We start from the raw sequence: 24996 nt of genomic DNA, 5'->3' as shown, positions 1-24996 counted from the left end.
CCATTTTAAAAAAAACAAAAAAAAATTATGTTAAGAAGATTTATAGAAAGGCCTGTACTCGCAACGGTGGTCTCCATCCTGCTGGTACTATTGGGAATCTTATCACTACTAACCTTACCGGTTACACAGTTCCCGGACATCGCCCCTCCCTGCGTGGCCGTAACAGCATCCTACCCCGGCGCTAACGCCGAAGTAGTCGCCCGTTCCGTAGCTACGCCAATCGAAGAAGCCGTGAACGGTGTGGAGAACATGACTTACATGACCTCCACATCCAACAACGACGGCTCCATGACCCTGAGCGTATACTTTAAACTGGGCACAAACCCGGATTTGGCCGCTGTAAACGTGCAGAACCGCGTTTCGAAAGCAACCGCCCTGCTACCCTCAGAAGTAGTAAGCGCAGGTATCACCACAGAGAAGAAACAGAACAGTATGATTATGGTGGTGAACCTGATGAGCAATACACCAGAGTATGATGAAAAATTCCTGCAGAACTATGCAAAGATCAACATCATTCCTGAATTACAACGTATCACAGGGGTAGGTCAGGCCATGGTATTCGGTGCTAAAGATTACTCTATGCGTATCTGGCTGCATCCTGATCGCCTGGCTGCCAACAACCTTTCTCCACAGGATGTACTCAACTCTATCCATGAGCAGAATATCGAAGCTGCTCCAGGCCGTTTCGGTGAAAGCAGTGACAGGGCATTTGAGTATGTATTGAAATACAAAGGAAAACTGAACCAGCATCAAGACTATGAGAACATGGTGCTGAAAGCAAACGCAGATGGTTCCCTGCTACGCCTGAAAGACGTGGCCAGGGTGGAGTTCGGTTCCTTTACATATAGCAGTGACACCAAGGTGAATGGGAGATACGGTATTGGTATAGCTATCTATCAGACTGCCGGTTCAAACGCAAATGATATCCAGGTAGCTGCCAATGCCCTGATGAAAAAAGCATCCCTGCAATTCCCCAAAGGCGTGGAATACTTCAATATCTACAGCACCAAGGAATACCTGGATGAATCTATCGATCAGGTAAAACATACCCTGCTGGAAGCATTTATACTGGTATTTATCGTTGTATTCATCTTCTTACAGGATTTCCGTTCTACACTGATTCCTGCTATCGCAGTGCCGGTAGCAATCATAGGTACCTTCTTCTTCATGCAGCTATTTGGTTTTACCATCAACCTGCTCACCCTCTTTGCACTGGTACTGGCTATCGGTATCGTGGTGGATGATGCCATCGTCGTCGTCGAGGCGGTGCACGCAAAAATGGAGCGCATCAATATGTCGCCCCGCAATGCAACTATCACCAGTATGCAGGAAATATCAGGTGCAATCATCTCTATCACCCTCGTTATGGCTGCGGTATTCGTACCCGTTGGCTTCATGCAGGGCCCTGCAGGGGTATTCTATCGTCAGTTCGCCTTTACGCTGGCTATCGCCATCCTGATCTCTGCATTGAATGCGTTGACCCTGAGTCCTGCACTTTGTGCCCTCTTATTGAAGAATAAGCATCACGGAGATGAACATCAGCCAAAGCACGTAGCAATGGGTTTTGGTAGTCGTTTCTTCAATGCATTCAATACCGGTTTCAATGCAGTAACCGCTAAATATATTAATAGTCTCCGTTTCCTGGTAAGACGTAAATGGATTGCAATAGGTGGCCTGGCCATCATTACCGCAGTAACGGTATACCTGGTAAAACGTACGCCTACAGGGTTTATTCCTACTGAAGACAATGGCTTCGTGGTATATTCCGTAACCATGCCTCCTGGTGCCTCCTTACAGCGCACAAGAGAAGTAGTAGGCAAGGTCGAAAAGATCATGCACGACTTCCAGTCAGTAAACGCTTACCTGAGCATATCCGGTTTCAACATCATCACTAGTTCCTATAGTTCCGCATATGGTGTAGGTTTCGTAAAACTTAAGCCATTCCAACAGCGTGGACAGGTGAAAGACCTCAAAGCCGTAATGGGCATGATGCAGGGCGCACTGGCAGGAATTCCTGAAGCCAATATCTTCATGTTCAACATGCCGACTGTACCAGGTTTCAGTAACGTAGATGGTTTCGAAGTAATTTTGCAGGACCGTAGCGGTGGACCACTGGATAAACTGGCGAATACCTCTTATGGTTTCATCGGTGAACTGATGAAGCGTAAGGAGATTGCTTTTGCCTTCACTACCTTCAATGCCGGTAACCCTCAGTACAGTGTACAGATTGACGAGAGCAAAGCGAAACAGCTGGGTGTAAAAGTATCAGACATCCTGCAAACCCTGCAGGTATATTATGGTAGCACTTATGCGTCAGACTTCAACCGCTTTGGTAAATATTACCGTGTGATTGTACAGGCAGATGTGCCTGCGCGTGCAGAACCTTCTTCACTCGATGAAGTGTATGTAAAGAATGAAACAGGCGAAATGGTGCCAATGAATTCCGTGGTAAAACTGGAAAGAGTATATGGCCCGGAAACAGTAACCCGCAATAACCTCTTCAACGCAGTATCTATTAATGGTCAGCCGAAACCGGGTTATAGCTCCGGTGATGCGATCAGGGCAGTGGAAGAAGTAGCGGCGCAATACCTGCCAAGAGGTTACTCCTACGAGTGGGTGGGTATGACCAAAGAAGAAATTGCAGCCGGTGGCCAGGCAGGTATTATCTTCCTGCTGTGTCTCATCTTCGTATACTTCCTGCTTTCAGCACAATATGAAAGTTACATTCTGCCATTCTCAGTAATCCTTTCTATTCCACTGGGTATCTTCGGTGTATTTGCCTTCATCAATATAGCAGGTATCGACAACAATATCTATGTACAGGTAGGTTTGATTATGCTGATTGGTTTGCTCGCTAAAAATGCCATCCTGATTGTGGAATATGCCGTGCAGCGGCGAAAGAGCGGAATGGGATTGCTGGCATCGGCACTGGAAGCAGCTAAATTACGTCTGCGCCCGATCCTCATGACATCCTTCGCATTCATCGCAGGTCTGACCCCACTCATGAGAGCAACGGGTTCATCTGCACAGGGTAACCGCTCCATCAGTTTTGGAGCAGCAGGCGGAATGTTGACAGGTGTATTGCTCGGCATCTTCGTGATACCAGTGCTGTTCATCATCTTCCAATATATACAGGAGCGCATCAGTGGCAAACCTGTAAGACAGGAAGACCTGACGACAGCAGCAGAGTATTAAAATAATTAAAGTAAAAAAAGTGATGACTAAAAAATATATCAGTGTCTTAATCGTCTTCATTGCTATAAGTGCAATTCTGGCAGCCTGCCGGGTGGGCCGTGACTACAAACAGCCTGCCCTGGTACTGCCGCAGCAATTCGACGACAAAGCCCCTTCGGATACCAGCATTGCTGCTATGCCATGGAAGGAGTTCTTTGCAGATACGACCTTACAAAGACTGATCAGCGCAGGGCTGAATGGTAACTATGACTTACAGTTGGCCGTGAAGCGGATAGAAGAAGCAGATGCATATCTAAAAGCAGCTAAGGTAGCCTGGTTGCCAACTGCCAGCCTGAATGTAACAGCAAATACAACAAACCCTTCAAATAACAGTTTGAATGGAACAAGTCTGAAAACATTCCTGGGTACAGATCATATCGAAGATTATTCATTGAATGCAGCGGTATCCTGGGAGATAGATGTGTGGGGTAAGATCAGGAGACAAAAAGAAGCGGCACTGGCCAGCTATCTGGAAAGCTACGAAGGTGCACATGCCGTGCAAACTACCCTCGTATCAGATATTGCCAATGCATATTATAATCTGCTGATGCTTGATGCGCAATTACAGACCGCTAAGAACAGCCTGGCGCTGAGCGATACAATTGTACAGATGATCCGTCTGCAAAAGACAGCGGGCGATGTGACAGAGCTGGGTGTTCAACAGGCTATCGCCCAACAGCAGACAGCCGCATTGCTGGTGCCTCAATTAGAGCAGGCATTGGCCATACAGGAGAATACCCTGCGGATCCTCACTGGTGAACTGCCGGGTACTATAGCACGTAACCAGCGACTGAACACAACCCTGATGCGTGATGCATTGCCAGTAGGTATTCCTGCCAATATGATCAGTAAGCGTCCTGATGTGAGAGCAGGAGAGATGGCACTGGTGGCTGCGAATGCAAAGGTAGGAGTGGCACAGGGAAGCATGTATCCTACATTGACCATCACTGCAACAGGAGGATTGAATGCTTTTAAAGCAAGTGATTGGTTTACATTGCCGGCCTCATTGTTTGGTGTGGCAGGTGCCGGGCTGACACAGCCATTGTTTCAGCACAGACAGCTGAAAACTCAGCTGGAAGTAGCAAAGATCCAGCGCGAAGAGGCAGTGATCCGTTTCCGTCAGCTGGCATTGGAAGCAGTAGGAGAAGTGAGCAATTCACTGGTGAAACTGGATAAGCTGAAATTACAGCAGACCATCGCTTCCCGGCAGGTGGAAACAACCCAACTGGCTACCCGTCATGCGCAGTTATTGTTCCGTAGCGGTATGGCTAACTACCTGGAAGTAATAACCGCACAGGGTAATTCATTGCAGGCTGAGCTGACCCAGGCAGATATTACCAGGCAGCAGTTAAGTGCAGGTGTGGAATTGTATAGAAGTTTAGGTGGTGGATGGCAGTAAAATGGTTATCCTGCTGCTGGCCCCTTACGGGTTCCCGCGCCTTACAATAAACAAGACGTGGGAACTGCTTGATTTTTGAAACACCTGGAATTCATACACGAATCACAAATCCGAAATCAGTCCTAATTAGTCATAATAAATAACAGTTGTAATAGGTAGATAAATTGTTGTTAACCCGCAGCGCCATATCCCCGTATGGCGCTGCCTTTTTTATATATTTGGTATAGAAAAATCCATCTGTCATGAAAAGCTTATTCTGTACTTTGGCCATCATTATTGCCACTGTCACCACGTCTGCTCAAACCATTCATGGAACTTATGCTATTAAAAACGTAGCCTCCGGCATGGTACTCCGTATTAAAGATGCAAACACCGCCAATGGAACCCCCATCGTTCCTTATTCTCCTGTAAACTGGAAATGTGTAACCTGGGATTTCAGGAATGTGGAAGGTCAGACCTACCAGCTGAAAAACCTTTTTTCCGGCAAGACATTGCAGGCAAAAACTGCAGCATCGGAAGGAGTAACCCTGGAAGAACAGCCTATTGCAGACCAGCAATATGAATTGCTGCCGGGTGAGAAAAACACTTACCTGATCCGGGTGAAAGGAACGGAGTTGTACATTACACAAGGCGAAGATAATATTGTATTGGCAGCGAAGAAGAAAGACCTGAAATCCCAATCCTGGATCCTGGTGGAGCAGCATCCGACCATGTAAATGGAAGATTTCTTAACAAAAATGATATTAAAAAGGAGGCCATTCCTTGACAGAAACAGCCGGATGATAACCAATGCCAACTTGATAAAATTCCGGGTTAATCCGTATTTAAAAAGTACTACAAAGATGCTCATCCTGCCACATTCCTGCAATGGCATTTAAAAGGAATAACTTGTACAGATTATGGGATTTACTTCTTTAGCAGCTTTATGTAATGCGCATTATCATTGTGAGGAATGCCAACTGAAGCAAACAATTTATTTGCCAGTGTATTATTAATATGGGCTTCCAGCTCAATACCCGCAAACTGGGGATGGCTTCGTTCCGTCGTAATCAGCATATCGATGAACTGCCTTGCCGTCCCTAATCTGCGATACTTTTTCTTGATATACAACTCGTCCACACCCAGCATCAGCCCCCCATATTCATGACTCCAGAATCTGAATATAATGGAGTAGCCCGCCAGGCCACCGTCACATTCAATCATCAATACTTCTCCCATATCGCTATGTTGCTCATAGAAACGGAGTGTGGCCACAATCTTATTGTCCGTAAAGTCTTTGCGGCTGTTAATTTCAGAGTATAGTTCCATCGACATTATGGTGAGTTCTTCAGCATCCATCAGCCGCGCTAATCTATATGAAGTATTCATGATCTAATTTTTTAAAAAAGCTTTAACTATATGCTGAAGCGATTTAACCTAAACGTGGATTCTGGATATTCAGGAGGCAATATTTGATCAAAGCTAGGACCGGGAGCCTCCATAACCAATTGCCACATTATCGCAACTGTTGTATAAATTATCGAAAGCACTGTACAGATACTGGTTATTTTCACCACAGTGAAATGTACAAGGGTATACCGCATTTATCAATTGACTTCCGCCCAATACAGGCCTAGCTTTGTACGTATTGTTACAATTTAAATAGCTACAAGTGAAACAAATCAATCTGGTGAACAAAACAGCTGCATTCCTGCTAATGACAGCCCTTACATTCAAAACAATGAACATGAGCGCACAAACCATTACACCGGTTAATCCGGACAAAGACCCCGCCATTGAAACCCGTGTGAAAAGTTTTCTGCATGCTCTCAATTCCAGTGGCGGAGCTCCTCTTGAAACGCTCTCTCCAAAAGACGCGCGCGCAGTACTGACAGGTGCACAAAATTCTGTAAAAGTAGATCTGTCTGGTATCGAAGTGTCAGAAAAGACAATTACTGAAGATGGTCAATCCATTCAACTGAACATCGTTCGTCCTGCAGGCGTAAAAGGTCAGTTACCTGTATTCATGTTCTTTCATGGTGGTGGATGGGTCTTAGGTGATTTCCCTACACACCAGCGCCTGGTTCGTGATCTGGTAGTAGGTTCTGGTGCCGTGGCGGTATTTGTTAATTATACGCCATCTCCTGAAGCAAAGTACCCGGTTGCCATCAACCAGGCATATGCAGCTACAAAATGGGTCGCTGAGCATGGTAAAGAAATCAATGTTGATGGTAAGAAACTGGGTATTGCCGGGAATAGCGTAGGTGGTAACATGACTGCTGTTGTCGCCCTTATGGCCAAAGATAAGAAAGGACCCGAAATTAAGTTCCAGCTGATGTTCTGGCCAGTGACAGATGCTAACTTCGAAACAGCATCTTATAACAAATATGCGACTGACCGTTTCCTCACCAAATCGATGATGGTGTGGTTCTGGGATAACTACCTGCCTGATGCCGCTAAGCGTAAGGAAATTTATGCTTCTCCATTACAGGCTACTACAGCGCAGTTGCAGGGATTGCCACCAGCACTGGTAATGGTGGCAGGCAACGATGTACTGCATGACGAAGGTGCTGCGTACGCACGTAAACTAGATGAAGCAGGTGTAATGACTACACTCGTAGAATATTCCACTACCATTCACGACTGGGGGCTACTGAATCCACTGGCGACAGTGCCGAGTACAAAGGTTGCAATGTTGCAGGCAGGTGCATTTATCAAAGCTTCTTTAAAATAATATTCATTTTAAATCCGGCCATTGGCCAAAGCACTCAGACCACATCGCTTTTACCCATGTAAAAGCGATGTGGTCTGTACTAAATATCATTGGTTGTGGTGGCAAAAACCAGGCACTCTTTCTTAAAATCAGAGAAGTTTGTGCCGGTAGAATTTTTAAAAAACTTGCTAAAATGTGCGATATCAGAAAAGCCCAGGTTCCAAGCCACTTCCTTCATGCACACATCAGAATATGCAGCCTGTCGCTTTGCTTCCAATACAATTCTTTGCCGGATATGATGACTCGCCGGATATCCCGTAATTTTCTTCACAATTTCATTCAGGTAATTCGGGGTTACGGACAGCTCTCTTGCAAAATCCGCAACTTTCTTCTTAGTCTTAAACATCGCCTCCACCATATTCTTAAACTTCTCCACCAATTCAATGTTCCTCGTCTGAATCGTCGTCTGCAGTGTTCCACGCAACTGTCTTGTCAGGTAAATCAGGAAGATCTTCAGGTACCTGCGCATCAACTCTGTCCGCAGCAAATACAAATTATCCGCTTCCCGCATCATTTTCAGGGTAATCTCTTCCATTTCCACCGCTATCTGGCTATCTACTTCAATGCCTGCCGATCGCGAAAACGCCTGGAATAAGCCCGAATGATACATCAGGTCAAACTCATGCTCCCCCATATACAGGAAGTCTTCCGTGAACTGATAAATGTACCCTTCAGTATGTTCATTCCCGATCAGCTGGTGGATTTGTCCGGAGGTAATACAGTATACGCTGTTAGCCGGCATTTCATGTTTCTGCATATCAACAATCAGGGTGCTGTGACCTTTGGTCACCCAGATGATCTCAATAAAGTTCTGTCGGTGAGGCAGGGCATTGTGCGTTCTGACAGATTCATCCTCCCAGTTGAAGGGATGAATCTCAAAAGGAAGATCTGCTTCCTTGTGTTTAAATTCCTGCAGGGGAAAATATTCAGGATACTTCATGATAGCTATGGTTTGCCTAAAGGCTTCATATCCTGTGCCTAAGAGTATGTGTTTGTAAATCAGTAGATTGTGTCAAATTCCTGTTTTTGAAATTGACGATATATCGTTATATTGTTAAAATTGGTACGATATACCGTTGTTCATTCCATGGGAAAATGCTGTTTCCGGATCCCTAATTTCCTCATTTTCGATTCCAGGGTAGTAGGGGGGATGTCCAGGATCTTTGCCGCTCCTTTTGCCCCACTCACCCTGCCATTGCATAAATTAAGGGCCTGCAGGATATATTCTTTTTCATGTTCCTTCCAGGTTTTCAGTGACCATTGCTGTACCCCGGCAGAAGGAGATTCTTCCGGGAAAGGAGGCAGGTGCAGACTGGTCATTACCTTGCCTTTGGTTACAATAGCGCTGCGTTCAATCACATGTTCCAGTTCACGGATATTTCCCGGCCAGCTATAATTGGTGAGTTCCTGGATCACCTTAGTGCTCATGCCCCGGAATTCCCGGCCTAGTTTTTCCTCCATTTTTCGCAGGAAATGATTGGCCAGCAGGGGAATATCTTCTTTTCGTTCCCGCAGTGGCGGTAGGAGGATAGGGAATACGTTCAGTCTGAAATACAGGTCAGACCTGAACCGGCCTGCTGCGACTTCCTTTTGAAGGTCACGGTTAGTTGCCGCGATGATCCGCACATTTGTCTTAATCACCTTATTACTGCCCAGTCTTTCGATTTCTTTTTCCTGCAATGCCCTGAGCAGTTTTGCCTGTAGTTCCAGCGGTAATTCACCTATTTCATCGAGAAAAAGGGTGCTGCCATCTGCGATTTCGAACTTCCCGATCCGCCTGTCGATCGCACCCGTAAAAGCGCCACGTTCATGCCCGAACAATTCACTTTCTATCAGATGTGCAGGTAGGGCGGCACAGTTTAGTTTGATCAGGGTTTTCCCTTTCCGCGCAGAAAGGTTGTGAATGGCTTTGGCAAAGAGTTCCTTGCCGGTGCCGGTTTCGCCCAGCAACAATACAGTGGTATCTGTCCGGCTCACCAACTGGATATTCCGGAAGATCTCCAGGAGCTTTTTGCTCCTGCTGATGATTTCTTCGAAATGAGAAGGCGGTACCGGTGCTTCGCCCTGCAGGGAGATGTGCTGTACTGCCAGTGCCACCTGGTCTGCAATGCCCTGAAACAACGGGTATTGTTCTTTGGTTAATGCTTCCCTGCCTGAACTGAAGACCTGGAAACTCCCGATAATGGTACCACCTATCCGCAGGGGAGCCATGATCCCACTATTGATCTGCAGGCGGTCCATCATCCTTATTATTAAAGCATCTTTATAAGGGGATTCACGATATATCGGGAAAATCTCCCCTGTAGCCAGCACCGTTTCCAATGGGGAACCTATGATGGGAAACCCGTAAGCTGCGATCTCCTGGAAGGCCGGATCGCTTGCAAAATCGTCAGGAAAGAAAACAGTTGCCTTGTCCTGACTGATCGTATAGATCTGTGCCCCCCTATCAAAACCAAGGATTGGCTGAATCCGGTCTATCATCATTTTAAAAAGGGCATCTTTGTCCCGGACTGTGGCCATGGCCTCGCTGATAGCTAACAGTTGGTTTTTCTCCTCCCTGGCTACCAGGAGTTTTTCATAAAGCAACACATTGGAAACTCCGGTAGCAATAGGCCCGGCTACTTTTTCAAAAATGCTTAAATGAGCAGGATGAAAATGATCATCATGCAGGGATGCGATCATGAGATAGCCCATTAATACGCCCTGCATGATGAGGGGAATAATACAGGCTGTTTTAAAGCCCTTATCCCTGTGTATAGCCGCGAGTGGCAATTGTCCGTACAAGGCATTACCCGCTTCATCAAACCTGAAAGTAAATGGTTTGGAATGCTTGACCGGGCCGGTACAGGGGAGTGCCTGTGCAGAGGGAATACCGGCAGCTACCTGTGGCAGCAGGTTCTCCGTGCAGCAGGTACAGGAAAGGTAATCCTGGTTATAAACAGCAATATAGGACGAGTCAAAATCAATGATTTTGCGCATCTCCATTTGTATACTATTCATTAATTGCCTTCTGCTGCTGACTGGCGTAACTGTATTGCTAATGTTCGTAATGTGTCGATTTATGGCGTCAATGTCGTCTAAAGCAGCTTTGCTGGTCTGGCTTCTCATGATGTCATCCGGTAGAGTGAAAGTAATGAAAATTTCAGGGACAGGGGGCTCACTAAATGGAGTGAATTGAAAATGTGAATTCACTAAATAAAGTAAAAAATCACGTGAGATAAAAAAATCAATTAATTGTTTTACAACCATTTAATGGGGTGGTATATGATTTGTTTTCATAGCCCGCAATGCAAACCGTACTATTTTTTTGAAACCCAATTAACTACACCCTTATGTCCAGGATGGTTTATAATTCCCCCCTCTTTGAAGTTCGTACTATGGAATGGTTACAACAAAATGGCCGCTTACACGACAAGAAGCCACATCGTCATCAGGGTTTTGAAATTGTCTGGGTACAGCAGGGAGCCGGCTCTTTCTGCGTGGACCTTGAAACCCGCGACATTGTTCCCGGTCATGTTTATTGTCTGCGGCCCGGGCAGATCCATCAGTTTTTGCCTGAAGCAAATACAAAAGGTTATGTGATTTCATTTAGCGCAGAGTTTTTGCTGATGCCGGTGGAAAACAAATCCCTCATTTTTCAGGCAGGAGCACCCTATCATTCATGGGTGCTAAAAGTGGATGAAAATACCAGGTTGGAAATGGAAGATATGGTTATTAAAATGCTGAAGGAGTATGACAACTATTTGTTACTCCGTTCAGAAATTCTGAGAGGCTTTCTCAACATTTTTCTCATCTATCTCACCCGTCAGTATGCACCGGATGGCATTCGGAATTTCCAGGGCAAAAGAACCGATCTGGTGAGTCGCTTTTTCAGCATTGTGGACCAGAAATACATGAGTTGTAAACTGGTGGCTGACTATGCGGGTGAGTTAGCCGTAACTCCTAATCATCTGAATGAAATGGTAAAGAAAGTATCCGGTTTTCCGGCCAGTCATCACATCCGCCAAAGGGTGGTCCTTGAGGCTAAGCGACAGGCGGCCTATTCAGGTGCAAGCATGAAGGAAATCGCACATCAGCTGGGCTTTGACGATATCGCTCATTTTAGTAAATTCTTTAAGAACTTTTCAGGCCTTAGTTTCTCCAATTACAAAAAGGAGGTCTTGCAACAGTGGCGGTAGAGATTGATAAAGACGGCAATGGGGTATTTTATATCGACGAAAAAGGTAAACGCATCGCGGAAATCCTGGTGCGTATCAATAACAAAACACTCATTGTATTTGACGGCAATGGGCAGTGGCGGAAATTGCTGCATCAACTGCTGGCTTATGCTAAAAAAAATGACTTGAAAGTGCTACAACATTGCCTGTATATTAACCATTAAAAGATTAACGATATTTTATTAGTGCTGGAGATATAATACCAGGGAAGATTTACCAGCTACAGGATTATAGCGGATCGTCCTGCTGCATTTAGGGCAGCGGCGATTCGCTTTTTGTTTAGTAAATTCATAGTATGAACTGAATATACCATTAAAGGAATTCCATTTACTCATTAAACTACCTGTTATGGCAAAGAGCAAATCAAAGACTGGTAATTATATTTTACTGCCTGTCACAGAAACTCAGACCACTGCCGACACCAATCCTAAAGTTAAGAACTTCCTGACCGCAGTATTAGAACCCGCTGTAAGCAGGGAAGCCGTTAGCCTGAAAACCCGTGGACCTGAAAAGTCTGCAAAGAAAATTCCTGTGAAAGTCATAGACTCTATTCAGGACAATGGTGCCAAGCTTGTACAATTAAGCCAGGAAGAACTTGCTGATTTCCGATTCTCCTATCCGGGACTGCGTATTATAAAGGAGAAATTCTATAAGAAAGCGCAGGTATATAGGGAGTCTATCCAACAGAAGGCAAAGAAGACGAAGACGACCAAAAAACTGGATCTGACTGTAACGGATACAGATGGCAATCCGGTTGCCGGCATCTACATTGTGGCTTTTACTGATTTTGAAAGCAGAACGGGAGATTCCGGGAATACGAATGCAAAGGGGAAGCTCTCCCTGACCCTGGCATCTAAAAATATTGAGCGCATCTATGTGTATCCTGAGCATACGTACTGGGGGTATTACAAGACAAAATTTTCCGCTACCAGTCTCTCTATCAAACTGCAAAAAATAGATCCAGGTTACACTGATTCCCTGCGTCATTTTTATGATACACCCCAGTGGCCAAAAATCACGCAGAAGCTTCGCGTCGGGATTATCGATACAGGTGTGGGCCCGCACAAAGACCTGGTGGTAAGTGGTGGCTTAAATTGCGTGGCGAATGAAGATCCCACTGATTTCAAGGACAATGGCGAAGGTCATGGTACCCATGTAGCCGGCATTGTAAGTGCCTATGGCGGGGTATATGGACTGGCTGCAGGTGTTGAGATTTATAGTTACAGGGTATTCCCGAAGGAGGCCGATGCATCGAACTTTTATATCATGAAAGCTTTGGCACAGGCCATACAGGATGAATGTGATATTATCAATATGAGTCTGGGTGAATCAGAAACTGATGAAGGGATCAGTAGTTATATCAAACAGGCTTATAATGCGGGCATCCTGTGTTTTTGTGCGAATGGGAATGATGACAGGGGGACGGTAAGTTTCCCTGCCAATTATAGTTTGTCAGTAGCAGTATCGGCGATGGGGCGTAAGAATACTTTTCCAAAAAATACAGTACAAACAGGTATCGTGAAATCTCCTTATGGTACGGATAAGGCCAATTTTATAGCTGATTTTTCAAATATCGGTGCGGAAACCGATCTGACTGCTCCTGGTGTTGGAATTATCTCTACCTTTCCGGATGATCTGTATGCAATCATGGATGGTACCAGTATGGCCTGCCCTGCGGCGGTAGGTATGGCGGCTCGTCTATTGGCAGGTAATCCTGAGATCATGGCCTTGCCAAGGGCTTCTGCCAGGGCGGATGAAATGCTGAAGTACCTTTCAACGAAGATTCAATCGCTTGGATTTGGGGCGAATTATGAAGGAAAAGGTATGTTATTGGAAGATAAATAATTTGGTTATGGCAAACTATATATTGCAATACAAGGGTAGTGGAATGCCTGATCCGCAGGTGGTGAAGGAGACCTTACATATTTGTGGTGTAAGTATAATTGATGGTAGTTTACTGCCACATGCAGCGCTACTGGATGTGAGTGATGGTGAGCTGGAAAATGTGCGGTGTAAGTTTGAGGCGGATTGGTCCCTGACACCTGAGAAGAAATATAAAGTGCCGGATACAAAAAAACGTACTAAAGAATAAAATGAAAGAGGTTGAATCAAAAGTAACATTGCCGGATTTTATTCCGGGTACATGATGGAGAGAATTTTTGTTTATGTAATTTTCAATGCTTTCAGTTTACTTTTGATTCAACTTTTTCATTTTTATCTTACATCCATTATCATCCACAGGGTGGTATTATAATGGCCGGAATTGCCCATTGGTCGATCCAGTTTCCTGAACCCCGCTTTCTCATACATACCTACAGCTGTGGCCAGCTGGTCAAATGTCTCTAAATAGATCTGCTTATAACCCAGTCCTGGTGCAGCAGCAATGGCCTGCTCCATCAAGACTCTTCCTAATCCTTTTCCCCTGGCTGCAGGTGAAAGATAAAATTTTACTAATTCAGCACATCCTTCAGGCAATCCATCAGTTGGGTAAAGTCCACAGCCTCCCAATACATCTCCATTTTCTTCGGCAAGGTAATAGGTACTTTTTGGGTGCTGGAACACTTCATACAATTGATCTGTGTTTGGATCATCATAAACAGTTCCGATCTTAGGTGCGTCGAACTCGATGAAGATGTCCCTGATAATTTTTGCCAGTGCGCTGTTGTCTCTTTGTTCAATAGTTCTGATCGTGAGCATCAATAATTAATATTTGTAGATGGGTAAAATAGTCAAAATCCCTATCATTGCATAATGATAGCAGATATTGACATCCGTGTGGGAAACCTGGTTTGGTACTATGATTTGTACATGAACGAAACTGCCTTTAAGATTGAAGGCATATTGGAAGGGTATGTTTATAATTCCTGCCTGCCTAAGAGTAAGTTGCCGCTGGCAAAAGTGAATCCGCTAAAACTGGACGCGGATCAATTAAATGCCCTGGGCTTCGTGAGAGGGGAGAAGGAGTATGGAGAGGATATTAACGTGTATTCATATAAGTATACGCACAAGGATAGTATTTATATCCGGGATGAGGGGTATTCATTCCAGTTGCTGACAGAATCACCGGTCGGTTTGGTGCCTTATGGAAGACCGCTGGTGCATGTGCACCAGTTGCAGAATTTGTTTTATGACCTGACGGCGGAGGAGTTGGAGGTATTGTAACACGGTAATGGTCGGCAATGAATCTTGCTTGTTTTGATCCTGATAATATAGTTATCAATATAAGCTCTGGAACTTCACTATAAGTATCTGTTAGCATTATCATAAGCCTCAAAATATAAAGAGAACATGTTCTAAGATGTCTTACCTGGCTCCTTACTTCTGCTGATTTACTTCACTTCTTATAAAATACTCTATTGAAAAGCCATTTTCCGGCCCATATATTTTACAGAATTTCTGTAATGCTTCAATCTTGATGTTTTGTCTTCCTTTTGTAATTTCAGTTATCGAATTTCCTGTGCCATAATCTAATTGATCAGCTAAAACTTTATTGGTAGGCAGCTTCCTGTTCTTTTTTAAAATTTTATATAGGTCTATAAACCTAATCGTAATTTCATTTACGCTCATTTGTTGTATTTTCAATTTCCCAGAAAAACTGTATTTTCACAGTGTTTCTGTTTATATTATTTAATAGTTATTTGCCCGGTTGCACAGTGTATAACACTGTGCAACCGGGCAAATATAAATATTACACATGACTGTATTAACAACCCGCCAGCAAAAAGCAAAAAAGGGAATCATCCGGGCTAAACTGAAAAACTACCGGATCAGTCTTAAGGCCATAGAAGAACGTAGTGGGGAAGTAAGAGAAGATGGCAGACCATATCACAGAAATACGATTTGGGCAGCGTTCGATAAAGAGAATAAATATTATAATGAAGCGCTGATTAATCTGGCAGAGAAAATGATCGAAGAAATGAAGAATAAATAGGGGTTTTCTTGAATGTCTGTCTGCTCCATTTGCCTTCCGAAGGCTGTTATTGATAAACAGGGTTTAATTATGAGAGTAGTTGTTTATAAATGAGAATAATAATTTCATTTTGTTATCTTTGTTAACAGAAATGAAAGCGCCCGGAACCAAGGTCCCAGGCGCAGGCTACTACCAATGATGTTTATAGAATACATCAATAATAATAGGTAATAGTTTTAGAAAAATGAACAGATAGTCCCACTGTGGGGATGATAATTTGGCTCTTTTTTTAGCCATAGATATAAATTTTTCTGGGCGCTAGCCCAGGATGAGTAATAAGGAAACAGCCCGCCGTATCTTACCAGGATGACGGGCTTTTCCTTTTTTCATTTCCAAATATAACGGGTAAAATCTGCAAACAATAAATTACACCTTACCTTACATAAAAATGAGGTTGGCATTTTGCCAACCTCACACAGTTTTCTTTCAATAAATTAATTTCTCAGCAAAGATTTTTGATGCTTAAATAAACGGTCGTAGTCGGTGCTACTTTCTTGTCATTTGTTGCATTCAGATTTGCAATCCGGATTTTCTGCAGGCTCAGCTTTTTTGACTGTTGCTTTTTCATAAATGTGTTATTTTGATGGTTTTAAAGCAGTCAAATTAGCGCATCTCACTGCAATACGATTACATTGCCATTGCAACCTTTGTTATTTTATTATGATCAATGGTATAGATCACCACGGCAGTCAGCACTTTATCATTCATACCAGTCACCCGTTCCTCATCTACGACTGTATTTCCTGATACAATTCTTTTTACCACCTGGCAATGCAATTCCGGCGCTGCTTTAAAAAGTTTTCCATAGCTATTTCGCATCGCTTCTTTTCCCTGCAGTAATAACTGGCCGCTTGTCTGGTCATAAATCCTGACACTATCGCTATAAGGTGCCAGGAATGCTTCCAGGTTGCCTGCATTGTAAGCATTCAGTTGTTGTTGAGCCAGGATCTCTGGAGTCACAGGGAGTAAATTCTCTTTTTTAAAGATCCTGCCATTATGAATAGTCAGTGATACTTCTCCCAATGCCTGCAGGTCTTTCAATGGATCCTTTTCAAGCAGGATCAGGTCTGCAATCTTTCCTTTTTCAATACTGCCAAAATCTTTTTCCTTTCCAAAACCGATGGCTGCATTCAGGGTCGCATCCCTGATAATCTCGCTATTGCTTAAACCAGCTTGTTGCATAGCCAGCAGGTCGTCCAGGAAGGAAGCGGCATGCATCGTTCCAATATTACCCGCATCAGTGCCGGCAGCTACCAATACACCTGCCTGCTGTGCCAGTTTTAGATTAGTCGCCATGATGGTATCCGCTTTATCCGGCATATGAATAAATCCCCGGGCACCCTTGTAATCATAGGCACCTGGCATATGTTGAAGGTCGGTTAGCGTACCCAGCATGAAAGGATCACTATAAGCCAGGTCATGGGTCGTAAAGGGTTGCATTTGAGTCATTGCCCGGTAATATCCTTTCATCACCTTCAGTGTAGGAATATACAGCACATGTTTATCCTTCAGGAGTTTTAACATGCCTGCGTCCATTACCTTATCATCTACACTGTGTACGAGAATATCAGCGCCTGCTTCAACGGCGAGTTTAGCCGTTTCATATTGGGTGGCGTGCACCGCTACTTTGAGGCCGTTGGCATGACTTTCTTCAATGGCGGCCTTGATGATCGGCAGGGTGCTGTCGGCTTTATGGCCTTGGTATACAATGTACCAGATCTTTATAAAATCGGGTTTGTAAGGCAGCTCTTTCTGCACCAGGGCTTTTGCTTCATCAGGAGAGGTAACTTTTACAATTGGCGGGTCTTTTTCGTCCAGTCTCTGGGGAAGGTAGGTAGAAACCAGTGGCCCGGTTACCCAGGCATTGGGTGCTGCGGAGTCATGATTCGCCATGTCCCTGATTTCAAAGTTTGCCATAGGGCCACCCACATCATAAACGGTAGTAATGCCACAGGCAAGATATCTTGCCAGCAGGTCGCTGAGGTGTGTTTTTACATACTCCTGGTCTTTTTGGTAAGGATAATACGTTGTGAGATTCATGGCATCAGGGCGTGTGTACAAACCGCCACTCTGGAAGAAGTGAATGTGTGCATCTGTCATCCCCGGCATGAGGTATTTGCCGGTTCCGTCAATGATGGTGGCATCGGCGGCGATTTTAACTTTATTTGCGGGACCGGTGGCGACTATGCGATCATTGTCGATGATGATGGTTTGGTCTGCCAGGGTCATATTCTTTTTCACATCTATCATGTTCACATGGGCAATGCAAATAGTCTGGGCAGCTGCGGACATAGTCAGGCATAGTGCTGCCAGCAGCAAACAAGGGCTCTTCATCGTAAATTTTAATTTAGGTTATGCTTATTATCTTATCAGGGTGCTTGTCCCTTTCCTGAAAATCTTCTTTCCGGAATCTTTCATTGTATATCTGAGCATCCACACATAGGTACCAATGTCAGCCGGTTCACCTTTTACATTCCCGTCCCAGCGCCTGGTCCAGTCGGTAGTTTCAAATACAAGTTGTCCAATACGGTTGTAGACAGCAAAATACAGGTCAATTGCTTTGTAAGCATTCAAAGGATAAAGATAATCATTCACGCCGTCATTGTTAGGGGAAAATGCAGTCGGCACATCTATATAACAACTGGTTACAGCAGTGATGTAATGATCAGCGGTATCCTTACAATGGAGTTCATCCTCCACAATCAGCCGAATCAGGTATTGTTGTTCTTTGCTGGTCGGGAAGTATTGTTGTGGCTCCCCGGAAGGGCTGATGCTGGTAACGCCGTTGCCATAATCCCAGAAGTAACGGATAATATTGCCATAGCTGCTATCTTTCGGCATTACAACATCCAGCGGACAGTAAGGCCCCGGATCTACAAAAAAATCAGCATTCAGGGTTTGCTCAAAGTTAATACTATCGAAAGCTGTATCGCTACAAACGCCATTGGATACGATCAATGATGCGGTTTTAATACCATAGGTGTTGTACACTTTCTCAACTTCCTGTGTGGTAGCGGTGGTGCTGTCTCCAAAGGTCCATTGCCAGCTGTTGACATCATGATCGCCATCGTGGATAAAATCGACGGTATTGATCTTACAATTAATTTCGGAAGTATATGAAAAGTCAGCGTTTACGGTATCGGCTGTATGAAAGATAACGGCCTGGGCATACTGTTGTACCGGTTGTCCGCATTCACCTACCAGCACGTTGCCATCCGTGCCGGATTTGAGGGTGACGGTATAATCGCCTTTGTTATAAATAGGGTGGGAGAGTTGTACGACCACGGTATCTGTCAGGTTATCGCTGTCACAAAGGCCATAGGCAGCAGTGATGCTGATAGCTTCTGGTCCGGTGATAGAGAAGTCACTCCCGTTTGGGGAAATAGAACTGCATCGGACATCGGATGATAAAGCTATTTTAAGCTCATTGGGCGCACAGCCGGTCACACCTTCAGAGATGACGGTAATAACAGGGGGAGCGCCGATCCTGAAGTGCAGGGTATCGCCTACAGATACCGGGTTGCCACAGGTATTGGCAAGCGTATTGCCATCAGTACCCAACTGGGCAGCAATGATATAATCGCCGGGAGGGGGCGTGGAATTGAGGGTGAGGGTAAGGGTATCGAAGTCGAATCCAACGCCGCATTGTGTGCTGGAGGCACCGGTTATCTGGTAGCCGCCGGGTGTCACAAAGGTAAAGTCACTACCATCAGCAGCCAGGGTGGAGCAGGCCACTTTCCTGGAAATGGCGACTTTGATGGTATTGTTGATACAACGATAGGTGGCTGAAAGCAGTTCAGGAACTGCAGGATCGGTAATGTCTGCAGTACCACCATCAAAGGCGAGACTGTAGCCGCTCTGGGAATCCCCATCGAAGTGACTGATTAGCAGGAGGTATTCATGCCCTTTGGTGATGGTCGGCATCTTACTGAATAAGGGTTGGCCGGGGCCACCGCATACATCGAGGGAGGTACCGGCAGCGGAAGCACCTGTGATCCCCCCTTCGCCAGACCAGTTCATACAGACATATAAAGACTTATTTGAGAAGACGGCATCCGGCGTTTTGTTGGTGATATCGAACAGTTGCCAGTCGTAATCGTCTGATAATGTATTGGGTGTGATGGTAAACCCGAGCGTTCCTGAGGTATAGCAGGTAAATTTATACCAATAGGGATTGACATCCGTGTGGGTGCCATCGCCGGGGATATTACAATTTGGTCCGGGAATATCGTGCGTTTCACAGACGGGGACGGATTTTTGAATAAAAGATTTCGTACCACATACCGGGAAGGCGGTAGAGGGAGTCTGGCCGATAGAGGTACAGTTTTGCGCTGTAGCGGTTTTCAATAAGGCCAGTACCGTGATTAGGTACAGGAAAAATTTCTTCAATAGCATGTTTTAAGGCGTCCGGGTAAACAATTTAGCTCTTAAAAATAGGTTTTTTTTCTTTGCAAATGCAGACTGCGGTTGGATTTTCACTGGGGAGGGGGGAGGCGGTGAAAATTTTTTTTTGAAAATTAATCCAGTTTCCTACTTTTGCAGCGGAGAAATGGCAGAGCGGTCGAATGCGGCGGTCTTGAAAACCGTTGACTGTAACAGGTCCGGGGGTTCGAATCCCTCTTTCTCCGCTAAAAAACGGGAACGTTTAGCAAAAGATTAAAGGCCTTCAGATGAATAATCTGAAGGCCTTTTTCATATCTGGAATATTTGAGACCGAAATTGCCGGTCATGACTTAAATTATTTTGACTGTAACAGGTCCGGGGGTTCGAATCCCTCTTTCTCCGCTAAAAAACGGGAACGTTTAGCAAAAGATTCAAGGCCTTCAGATGAATAATCTGAAGGCCTTTTTCATGTCTGGAATATTTGAGACCAAAATTGCCGGTCATGACTTAAATTATTTTGACTGTAACAGGTCCGGGGTTCGAATCCCTCTTTCTCCGCTAAAAAACGGGAACGTTATCCGTATAGCAATAAATATTCTCGTCGAAAATGGCAAAGCCGCAGATGGCCCCGTGAACAGTTCGATACCGCATATAATCATACCTGTGATTCCATCAAATAGAAGTACGACCGGCAGGACATCCTCTTATCTGAACTGGACTATGATTTTATAAATGACTTTATTTTTACCTCATGTCAGTCAGAACATGCTGTAATTATACTGCCTGTAAATACATTTCCAATATGAAAAAGATTGTGCTGGAAGAGGTAAAAACGAAATACATTTTATCCAATCCCTTCGCTAAATTTGAAATGCACCTTGATGAAGTAGAGCATGATGCGCTAAATGAAAGAGAATTAAGGATAGCGCTTATCGTGAATTCGCTTACCCGTGGTTATGAAAGACATTTTTCTCACCTCTCAGGGCTGAAAAACTCTCCGAAGTGCCAGAGTACGCCTGAAGGGTCGTATAAAAAACATTCTCTGCCCCAATGTTCAGTTTTGATAGGCACAAGTTTAACTCCAGGATATTTTTCAGCTAACCGCAGAGCAGAAAGTTCATCCCAAAAAGCAGCGACATCATCCACTTCCAAAAAGACCATCGTGTTGTCAACCCAATCTTTTACATATGCGTTTTGAAGATAAAATCCGAGGCCGGCAATTTTAAAAAGAGAAAATCCTGGTGACAGCACTACCTCTTCGAACCCGAGGTCGCGGTAGAAATCAGCGGAACGTTTAAAATCCCGTGAGCCTATAAAGGGCCTGATGGCTTTGGCGTTATATTTCATAGCATGCTTATTTCGCACAAAGTTAAATAATCAGCACGGGACGACAGCTTGACTGAAATCAAGAAGCGTTGGTGCCCCTGGCCCATTGCAACCTTACGCGGCTAAGCGTTTCGGGGGCAATCTTCAGGTAAGATGCGATAAACTTTAAGGGAAAGGCCTGCACAAGGCCCGATGCACGCTCCATTACAAAAGTATACTTCTCCAATGGTGTCAGGGAATCGTCGAAAAAATTCAACCTTGCTACCGGGGCCATCATTATCTTGTTTAGTTGCAGGAATAAGTTTGACCTGCCAATAAGGTAATGTACCGCTTCAATGTCCAGTTCCAAAACCGTGCTGTCGGTATATGCCGCTATAGTCAACTGTGAGGGTTCCTGGTTAACAAAGCTGCTGTAATTAAAAAACCAATTACCGTGTGTATGAAGGTCAATAATTTGCAGCGCGTCATCACCACTTCTAAATTGGTATACTGCACCCTGAAGTATGTAATAAAGTGAGCGCGCTACCTGGCCTTCATTTAAGACTGTTTCTCCTTTTTCGAGATTCAGTATCCTTGTCACTTTTTGAAAGAGGGATGCCTCCCAATCCTCGTAATTACCGGTTGTGTGTAATATTTCTGAAATCATATGTTTTAATTAGAACGCATTTCATAATTATTCTAATATTAATCATCAACTACAAATACCTTTTTAAGAAAGGAGTTCTAGTTTGCCAAATTAACATACAACGAATTGGATAGTAGTATAGGTTTGACCTATTCATACTTATAGAAGTCTGAATTTGGGTTATGATTTTTAATAACATCTACTATTTCGTCAGTCGCCACAAATCTCCCATCATCAAATATATAAATTCCTTTTTCAAGGCATTCTAATTGGGTAACTAGCGCTTTTTCTAATGAATCGAAAATCGACACTGGATATTCGGTGAGGGTAATAGGAGGGCAATCGTAGAATATCTTGCCATAATCGTCACCTGAAGCCAGGTTCACCATATAGCGATCACTATCGTTTTCAAGAAAAACGGTAAACAAATTGTCATACATATTCTTTGTGACACTTGTATAGTCTTTTATTGCTTTCTCTAACGGCAAAAACGATACTGATGGCCACAAATCAAACCCAGGTTCATAAACATTAAACCCATTCCTCCAATTGTAAAGTTCATACAAATCCTGAGGAAAGTTAATTCCTAATGATGTTATTTTATCATGAATCTCTTCTAAGGTAAGCCCGCTATTTAAAGCAGACATATCATAAATTCCCCTATCAATATAAAAATTGACAATTCTGTCTAGTAATTTTTTTATGCCCATAAATCTTATTGTTTATTGCAAAGCCGGCGCTTGAGGCCAATTTCCTTCTGGCATAACAAGAGGTAATAAAATTGGTGGATTAAATTTACTTAAAATTGATTCAATTACATAAGTCAAAAACCATCCCGATATGTCAGCTTCCGGTATCGGTTCAGTACTCTGATGGTCAGACACAGGAACAATTAAGATGTGTTTTCCTTTCTTCAATCCAGCCGTCACTATAGCATAATTTTCTAACTTATTATCTGACTTTTTCAAGTTTTCTCTTAGCGTCCACATTATTAGGTTGAAGTGCTAATATCTTTTCGTAGCATGCTTTAGCTTTTTCTTTAAAACCTTTTACAAGGTAAGCGTCAGCTAAACTATCCCAAACGTTAACTGATGAGGGATAGTTCTTTGCATTTATTTCAAAAATAGCGACTGCAACATCCGGAATATTCCTGTCATGTAGTGCAATATATCCGAGGATATTTACAAAGCCCTCATCTGACTTAAATGCTAATCCCATCTTCCTGGATATCTCCATATCATGCTTATTAATCAGATCGGGATTCTTACAAACTTCATTGATATCCAATTCAAACCCCTCAAAAATATAACGAAGACCATAATAGGTTGCAGGTACGGGAACCGTCAAATGTTTCTCATCTTCAAAATACCGCAGTTTAACATCCAACGCCTCCGAAGTATTATTTTTCAGCAATTCATAAAATTCGTTTCCCCATTTATAGTGCCTGTTATCTTCCTGAAAATTATTAGCTAAAGCAATATACACGCGTCCTTGCAGCTCGGTTTTTGTTTGTAAAACTTCTCTGGTCCTTTTTCCGATATAGTTATGATCCCAAAACCAAGAGGGATCGATGAGAATATAAAAATTAAATAGTCCGGGCGATTCCAAAAGACAGTGAATCGCAAACAGGCCACCCAGCGAGTGGCCAATGATCAGGTTTTTAGATAAGGTCCTGTACGAACTATCTATTTGAGGTATCAGCTCTTTTTCAATAAACGCTTTAAATGCGTTAGCTCCCCCGCTACTGTTAAAAGCAGCTATGTTTTCTGCATCTAAATAATTCAGGGAATGCGTTGGTGTAAAGTCCCTTGTTCGGTCGGTGTTTTCTATAGAAACAATGATCAATTCGGGAATCTGCATTTTCAGATCGGGTATTGAGTTCATCGACTGCGCAATCCCGGCTACTTCAAGAAATTTGTTCCTCCCTCCATCCAACACGTAAGCTACAAAATACTTTTTGGTAGGGTTTCGTTGATATGAAGGCGGTAAATAGACAGAATAAGTACGCTTCTCTTTTAGGATTTTCGAATAGACCGAGTACGTTTTCCCGATAGTAATTAAACTGTCCTTAGCTTGGGCGTTCAGCGTTGTATTTATAAATAAAAATATAATTGCGATTACCGTATGTTTCATGAAGCCGTTAAGTATTTTTTTTTGTTATCGTAAATAAATATACAGAATAGATCGTTTAGCGATTCCGCTACCTGTTTTTTTGCATGGACTACCAAATCTGCATTGGGTAATCACTTATCATATTTAATAAAGGCAGCTATGCGTTTAGCTTCCGCTTTATCATGTATTTTGGCAACCAAATGGAGTGCACCGTCAATACCAGCAGAGATTCCGGCAGTTGTCATCGCGCGGTCATTGTCTACAAAGCGTACGTCGGATAGCACTTTCATTTTGGGAAATGATTTACGCATGCTTCCATACCGTCCTGTAAGTAAAACAATACCAATAAATGTTTGGAAGAGGTATTTTTACGATGTGCTTCGTTACGCTCCTCAACAAGTGTCATCCCGAAATGAGTGCATTTACCCGGTGAAGTATACGCTGTAGTATCGCAATCGTTATTGCATGGCAGGCAATAGAAGGCAGTCTTTCCTTGCGGGAAACCGTTTGTGCTCAAAATTATTAGAATCAGCAATAATATAACTTGTCTTGAATTTTTCATGGATTTTTGAGCAAAGGTATTTATGGCCCATGACTTTAAAAGGACAGGTATGCACAATATCAGGACAACATCAAGGGTAGTTAGTTACCTTCTTTAAGCAGCGAACGCAATTGAGTACCCTTTTCAAACCACACTGATCTGCAATTGCCTGCCGGGGATGCCCCTCTTTTATTAGTTGAGACGCACGCTCCCTGCGAAGGCTGTTTAGTTATTGACCAACTGTAACACCTGTTGCATGCTTAAACAGGCGCGTCAGGTTACATGAACTCATACCTATTTCTTCCAGGTTGGTTTTTAATTAAATTTACTTTTGGATAACGTTGCTTGAATATTTCCAATGCGTAGTGCATTCCTTTGGGGAATATTAGCTTTTGTAACTTTTATGCCTCCGGAGCCCATGCTGTACTGAGCTTGCG

At 43.7% G+C, this 24996-nt stretch carries 24 protein-coding genes and 1 tRNA gene; 11 read left to right on the top strand and 14 right to left on the bottom strand.

Annotated elements, in window-relative coordinates:
* The first annotated feature begins 27 nt into the window (after positions 1–27).
* The 3 genes from DXN04_RS23245 (at position 28) to DXN04_RS23235 (ending at position 5349) form a co-directional block, all read left to right on the top strand.
* Positions 28–3195: an efflux RND transporter permease subunit gene (locus DXN04_RS23245; RefSeq protein WP_116855793.1), complete on the top strand. Its 3168-nt coding sequence runs from the start codon at positions 28–30 to the stop codon at positions 3193–3195.
* A gap of 22 nt (positions 3196–3217) precedes the next feature.
* Complete coding sequence (locus tag DXN04_RS23240) at positions 3218–4633, top strand: efflux transporter outer membrane subunit (protein WP_116855792.1); 1416 nt, start codon at positions 3218–3220, stop codon at positions 4631–4633.
* Positions 4634–4875: 242 nt separating this feature from the next.
* Positions 4876–5349: an RICIN domain-containing protein gene (locus DXN04_RS23235; protein WP_116855791.1), complete on the top strand. Its 474-nt coding sequence runs from the start codon at positions 4876–4878 to the stop codon at positions 5347–5349.
* A gap of 190 nt (positions 5350–5539) precedes the next feature.
* On the opposite strand, the gene DXN04_RS23230 is transcribed toward DXN04_RS23235, so the two are convergent.
* Positions 5540–6001 (bottom strand): GNAT family N-acetyltransferase, encoded by a 462-nt coding sequence (locus DXN04_RS23230; protein ID WP_116855790.1) that lies wholly within the window; start codon positions 5999–6001, stop codon positions 5540–5542.
* Positions 6002–6284: 283 nt separating this feature from the next.
* On the opposite strand from DXN04_RS23230, the gene DXN04_RS23225 reads away from it, so the two are divergent.
* A complete protein-coding gene (locus DXN04_RS23225) occupies positions 6285–7346 on the top strand; it encodes an alpha/beta hydrolase (protein ID WP_233525667.1) in 1062 nt (353 codons plus the stop codon).
* Positions 7347–7425: 79 nt separating this feature from the next.
* Here DXN04_RS23225 and DXN04_RS23220 read toward each other — a convergent pair whose 3' ends face one another.
* Complete coding sequence (locus DXN04_RS23220) at positions 7426–8325, bottom strand: helix-turn-helix domain-containing protein (protein ID WP_116855789.1); 900 nt, start codon at positions 8323–8325, stop codon at positions 7426–7428.
* Positions 8326–8465: 140 nt separating this feature from the next.
* Positions 8466–10364 carry a sigma 54-interacting transcriptional regulator gene (locus tag DXN04_RS35445; protein WP_158569120.1) on the bottom strand — a complete coding sequence of 633 codons (1899 nt, stop codon included), beginning with the start codon at positions 10362–10364 and terminating at the stop codon, positions 8466–8468.
* A gap of 353 nt (positions 10365–10717) precedes the next feature.
* Here DXN04_RS35445 and DXN04_RS23210 point away from each other — a divergent pair, with 353 nt between their 5' ends.
* From DXN04_RS23210 to DXN04_RS23195, 4 genes are all read left to right on the top strand, one after another.
* Positions 10718–11563 carry an AraC family transcriptional regulator gene (locus DXN04_RS23210; protein WP_116855787.1) on the top strand — a complete coding sequence of 282 codons (846 nt, stop codon included), beginning with the start codon at positions 10718–10720 and terminating at the stop codon, positions 11561–11563.
* Complete coding sequence (locus tag DXN04_RS23205) at positions 11554–11766, top strand: hypothetical protein (protein ID WP_116855786.1); 213 nt, start codon at positions 11554–11556, stop codon at positions 11764–11766. The genes DXN04_RS23210 and DXN04_RS23205 overlap by 10 nt, the downstream gene beginning before the upstream one ends.
* A gap of 184 nt (positions 11767–11950) precedes the next feature.
* Positions 11951–13447 carry a S8 family serine peptidase gene (locus tag DXN04_RS23200; protein WP_116855785.1) on the top strand — a complete coding sequence of 499 codons (1497 nt, stop codon included), beginning with the start codon at positions 11951–11953 and terminating at the stop codon, positions 13445–13447.
* Between the two features lie 7 nt (positions 13448–13454).
* Complete coding sequence (locus tag DXN04_RS23195; protein ID WP_147320039.1) at positions 13455–13694, top strand: hypothetical protein; 240 nt, start codon at positions 13455–13457, stop codon at positions 13692–13694.
* A gap of 122 nt (positions 13695–13816) precedes the next feature.
* Here the strand turns inward: DXN04_RS23195 and DXN04_RS23190 are convergent, their stop codons facing one another.
* Complete coding sequence (locus DXN04_RS23190) at positions 13817–14299, bottom strand: GNAT family N-acetyltransferase (protein WP_199415116.1); 483 nt, start codon at positions 14297–14299, stop codon at positions 13817–13819.
* Positions 14300–14353: 54 nt separating this feature from the next.
* Here DXN04_RS23190 and DXN04_RS23185 point away from each other — a divergent pair, with 54 nt between their 5' ends.
* Positions 14354–14764 (top strand): hypothetical protein, encoded by a 411-nt coding sequence (locus tag DXN04_RS23185; RefSeq protein WP_116855782.1) that lies wholly within the window; start codon positions 14354–14356, stop codon positions 14762–14764.
* 153 nt (positions 14765–14917) lie between these two features.
* On the opposite strand, the gene DXN04_RS23180 is transcribed toward DXN04_RS23185, so the two are convergent.
* A complete protein-coding gene (locus DXN04_RS23180; protein WP_116855781.1) occupies positions 14918–15169 on the bottom strand; it encodes a hypothetical protein in 252 nt (83 codons plus the stop codon).
* A gap of 127 nt (positions 15170–15296) precedes the next feature.
* On the opposite strand from DXN04_RS23180, the gene DXN04_RS23175 reads away from it, so the two are divergent.
* Positions 15297–15533, top strand: a complete 237-nt coding sequence (locus DXN04_RS23175; RefSeq protein ID WP_116855780.1) for a hypothetical protein — start codon at positions 15297–15299, stop codon at positions 15531–15533.
* 481 nt (positions 15534–16014) lie between these two features.
* Here the strand turns inward: DXN04_RS23175 and DXN04_RS35230 are convergent, their stop codons facing one another.
* Genes DXN04_RS35230 through DXN04_RS23165 form a run of 3 tightly spaced genes read right to left on the bottom strand, consistent with a single transcriptional unit; the run spans position 16015 to position 19967 of the window.
* Positions 16015–16140 carry a class I lanthipeptide gene (locus DXN04_RS35230; protein WP_199415115.1) on the bottom strand — a complete coding sequence of 42 codons (126 nt, stop codon included), beginning with the start codon at positions 16138–16140 and terminating at the stop codon, positions 16015–16017.
* A gap of 59 nt (positions 16141–16199) precedes the next feature.
* Positions 16200–17906, bottom strand: a complete 1707-nt coding sequence (locus DXN04_RS23170) for an amidohydrolase family protein (protein ID WP_116855779.1) — start codon at positions 17904–17906, stop codon at positions 16200–16202.
* A 27-nt stretch (positions 17907–17933) separates the two neighbouring features.
* On the bottom strand, positions 17934–19967 hold the full coding sequence (locus DXN04_RS23165) for a T9SS type B sorting domain-containing protein (protein ID WP_116855778.1): 2034 nt from the start codon (positions 19965–19967) through the stop codon (positions 17934–17936).
* Between the two features lie 148 nt (positions 19968–20115).
* Here DXN04_RS23165 and DXN04_RS23160 point away from each other — a divergent pair.
* A tRNA-Ser gene (locus DXN04_RS23160) sits at positions 20116–20200 on the top strand.
* Between the two features lie 727 nt (positions 20201–20927).
* Here the strand turns inward: DXN04_RS23160 and DXN04_RS23155 are convergent.
* The 6 genes from DXN04_RS23155 to DXN04_RS34875 form a co-directional block, all read right to left on the bottom strand.
* Positions 20928–21302 carry a VOC family protein gene (locus DXN04_RS23155; RefSeq protein ID WP_116855777.1) on the bottom strand — a complete coding sequence of 125 codons (375 nt, stop codon included), beginning with the start codon at positions 21300–21302 and terminating at the stop codon, positions 20928–20930.
* Between the two features lie 58 nt (positions 21303–21360).
* Complete coding sequence (locus DXN04_RS23150) at positions 21361–21927, bottom strand: Crp/Fnr family transcriptional regulator (protein ID WP_116855776.1); 567 nt, start codon at positions 21925–21927, stop codon at positions 21361–21363.
* A 128-nt stretch (positions 21928–22055) separates the two neighbouring features.
* Positions 22056–22616, bottom strand: coding sequence for an SMI1/KNR4 family protein (locus tag DXN04_RS23145; RefSeq protein ID WP_116855775.1), 561 nt, complete (start codon positions 22614–22616; stop codon positions 22056–22058).
* Positions 22617–22628: 12 nt separating this feature from the next.
* The gene (locus tag DXN04_RS34620; RefSeq protein ID WP_147320038.1) at positions 22629–22874 is read right to left on the bottom strand and encodes a hypothetical protein; all 246 of its coding nucleotides are present in this window, start codon (positions 22872–22874) and stop codon (positions 22629–22631) included.
* A complete protein-coding gene (locus DXN04_RS23140; protein ID WP_116855774.1) occupies positions 22858–24039 on the bottom strand; it encodes an alpha/beta hydrolase-fold protein in 1182 nt (393 codons plus the stop codon). The genes DXN04_RS34620 and DXN04_RS23140 overlap by 17 nt, the downstream gene beginning before the upstream one ends.
* Positions 24040–24149: 110 nt before the next feature.
* A complete protein-coding gene (locus DXN04_RS34875; protein ID WP_158569119.1) occupies positions 24150–24308 on the bottom strand; it encodes a type 1 glutamine amidotransferase family protein in 159 nt (52 codons plus the stop codon).
* Between the last annotated feature and the right edge of the window lie 688 nt (positions 24309–24996).

The sequence above is a fragment of the Chitinophaga silvisoli genome, assembly GCF_003412465.1.
GTDB classification, from domain to species: Bacteria; Bacteroidota; Bacteroidia; order Chitinophagales; family Chitinophagaceae; genus Chitinophaga; species Chitinophaga silvisoli.
This window is presented reverse-complemented; position numbering and strand designations above follow the sequence as displayed.

Bases quoted from the DNA above. Each gene is read 5' to 3' on its own strand.
- DXN04_RS23165 (WP_116855778.1), bottom strand. From the start codon at position 19,967: ATGCTATTGAAGAAATTTTTCCTGTACCTAATCACGGTACTGGCCTTA.
- DXN04_RS23180 (WP_116855781.1), bottom strand. From the start codon at position 15,169: ATGAGCGTAAATGAAATTACGATTAGGTTTATAGACCTATATAAAATT.
- DXN04_RS23175 (WP_116855780.1), top strand. From the start codon at position 15,297: ATGACTGTATTAACAACCCGCCAGCAAAAAGCAAAAAAGGGAATCATC.
- DXN04_RS23185 (WP_116855782.1), top strand. From the start codon at position 14,354: ATGATAGCAGATATTGACATCCGTGTGGGAAACCTGGTTTGGTACTAT.
- DXN04_RS23195 (WP_147320039.1), top strand. From the start codon at position 13,455: ATGGCAAACTATATATTGCAATACAAGGGTAGTGGAATGCCTGATCCG.
- DXN04_RS23150 (WP_116855776.1), bottom strand. From the start codon at position 21,927: ATGATTTCAGAAATATTACACACAACCGGTAATTACGAGGATTGGGAG.
- DXN04_RS23230 (WP_116855790.1), bottom strand. From the start codon at position 6,001: ATGAATACTTCATATAGATTAGCGCGGCTGATGGATGCTGAAGAACTC.
- DXN04_RS23245 (WP_116855793.1), top strand. From the start codon at position 28: ATGTTAAGAAGATTTATAGAAAGGCCTGTACTCGCAACGGTGGTCTCC.
- DXN04_RS23200 (WP_116855785.1), top strand. From the start codon at position 11,951: ATGGCAAAGAGCAAATCAAAGACTGGTAATTATATTTTACTGCCTGTC.
- DXN04_RS23220 (WP_116855789.1), bottom strand. From the start codon at position 8,325: ATGAAGTATCCTGAATATTTTCCCCTGCAGGAATTTAAACACAAGGAA.
- DXN04_RS23210 (WP_116855787.1), top strand. From the start codon at position 10,718: ATGTCCAGGATGGTTTATAATTCCCCCCTCTTTGAAGTTCGTACTATG.
- DXN04_RS23240 (WP_116855792.1), top strand. From the start codon at position 3,218: ATGACTAAAAAATATATCAGTGTCTTAATCGTCTTCATTGCTATAAGT.
- DXN04_RS35230 (WP_199415115.1), bottom strand. From the start codon at position 16,140: ATGAAAAAGCAACAGTCAAAAAAGCTGAGCCTGCAGAAAATCCGGATT.
- DXN04_RS23155 (WP_116855777.1), bottom strand. From the start codon at position 21,302: ATGAAATATAACGCCAAAGCCATCAGGCCCTTTATAGGCTCACGGGAT.
- DXN04_RS23170 (WP_116855779.1), bottom strand. From the start codon at position 17,906: ATGAAGAGCCCTTGTTTGCTGCTGGCAGCACTATGCCTGACTATGTCC.
- DXN04_RS35445 (WP_158569120.1), bottom strand. From the start codon at position 10,364: ATGCGCAAAATCATTGATTTTGACTCGTCCTATATTGCTGTTTATAAC.
- DXN04_RS23235 (WP_116855791.1), top strand. From the start codon at position 4,876: ATGAAAAGCTTATTCTGTACTTTGGCCATCATTATTGCCACTGTCACC.
- DXN04_RS34875 (WP_158569119.1), bottom strand. From the start codon at position 24,308: ATGAAAGTGCTATCCGACGTACGCTTTGTAGACAATGACCGCGCGATG.
- DXN04_RS23190 (WP_199415116.1), bottom strand. From the start codon at position 14,299: ATGCTCACGATCAGAACTATTGAACAAAGAGACAACAGCGCACTGGCA.
- DXN04_RS23140 (WP_116855774.1), bottom strand. From the start codon at position 24,039: ATGAAACATACGGTAATCGCAATTATATTTTTATTTATAAATACAACG.
- DXN04_RS23145 (WP_116855775.1), bottom strand. From the start codon at position 22,616: ATGGGCATAAAAAAATTACTAGACAGAATTGTCAATTTTTATATTGAT.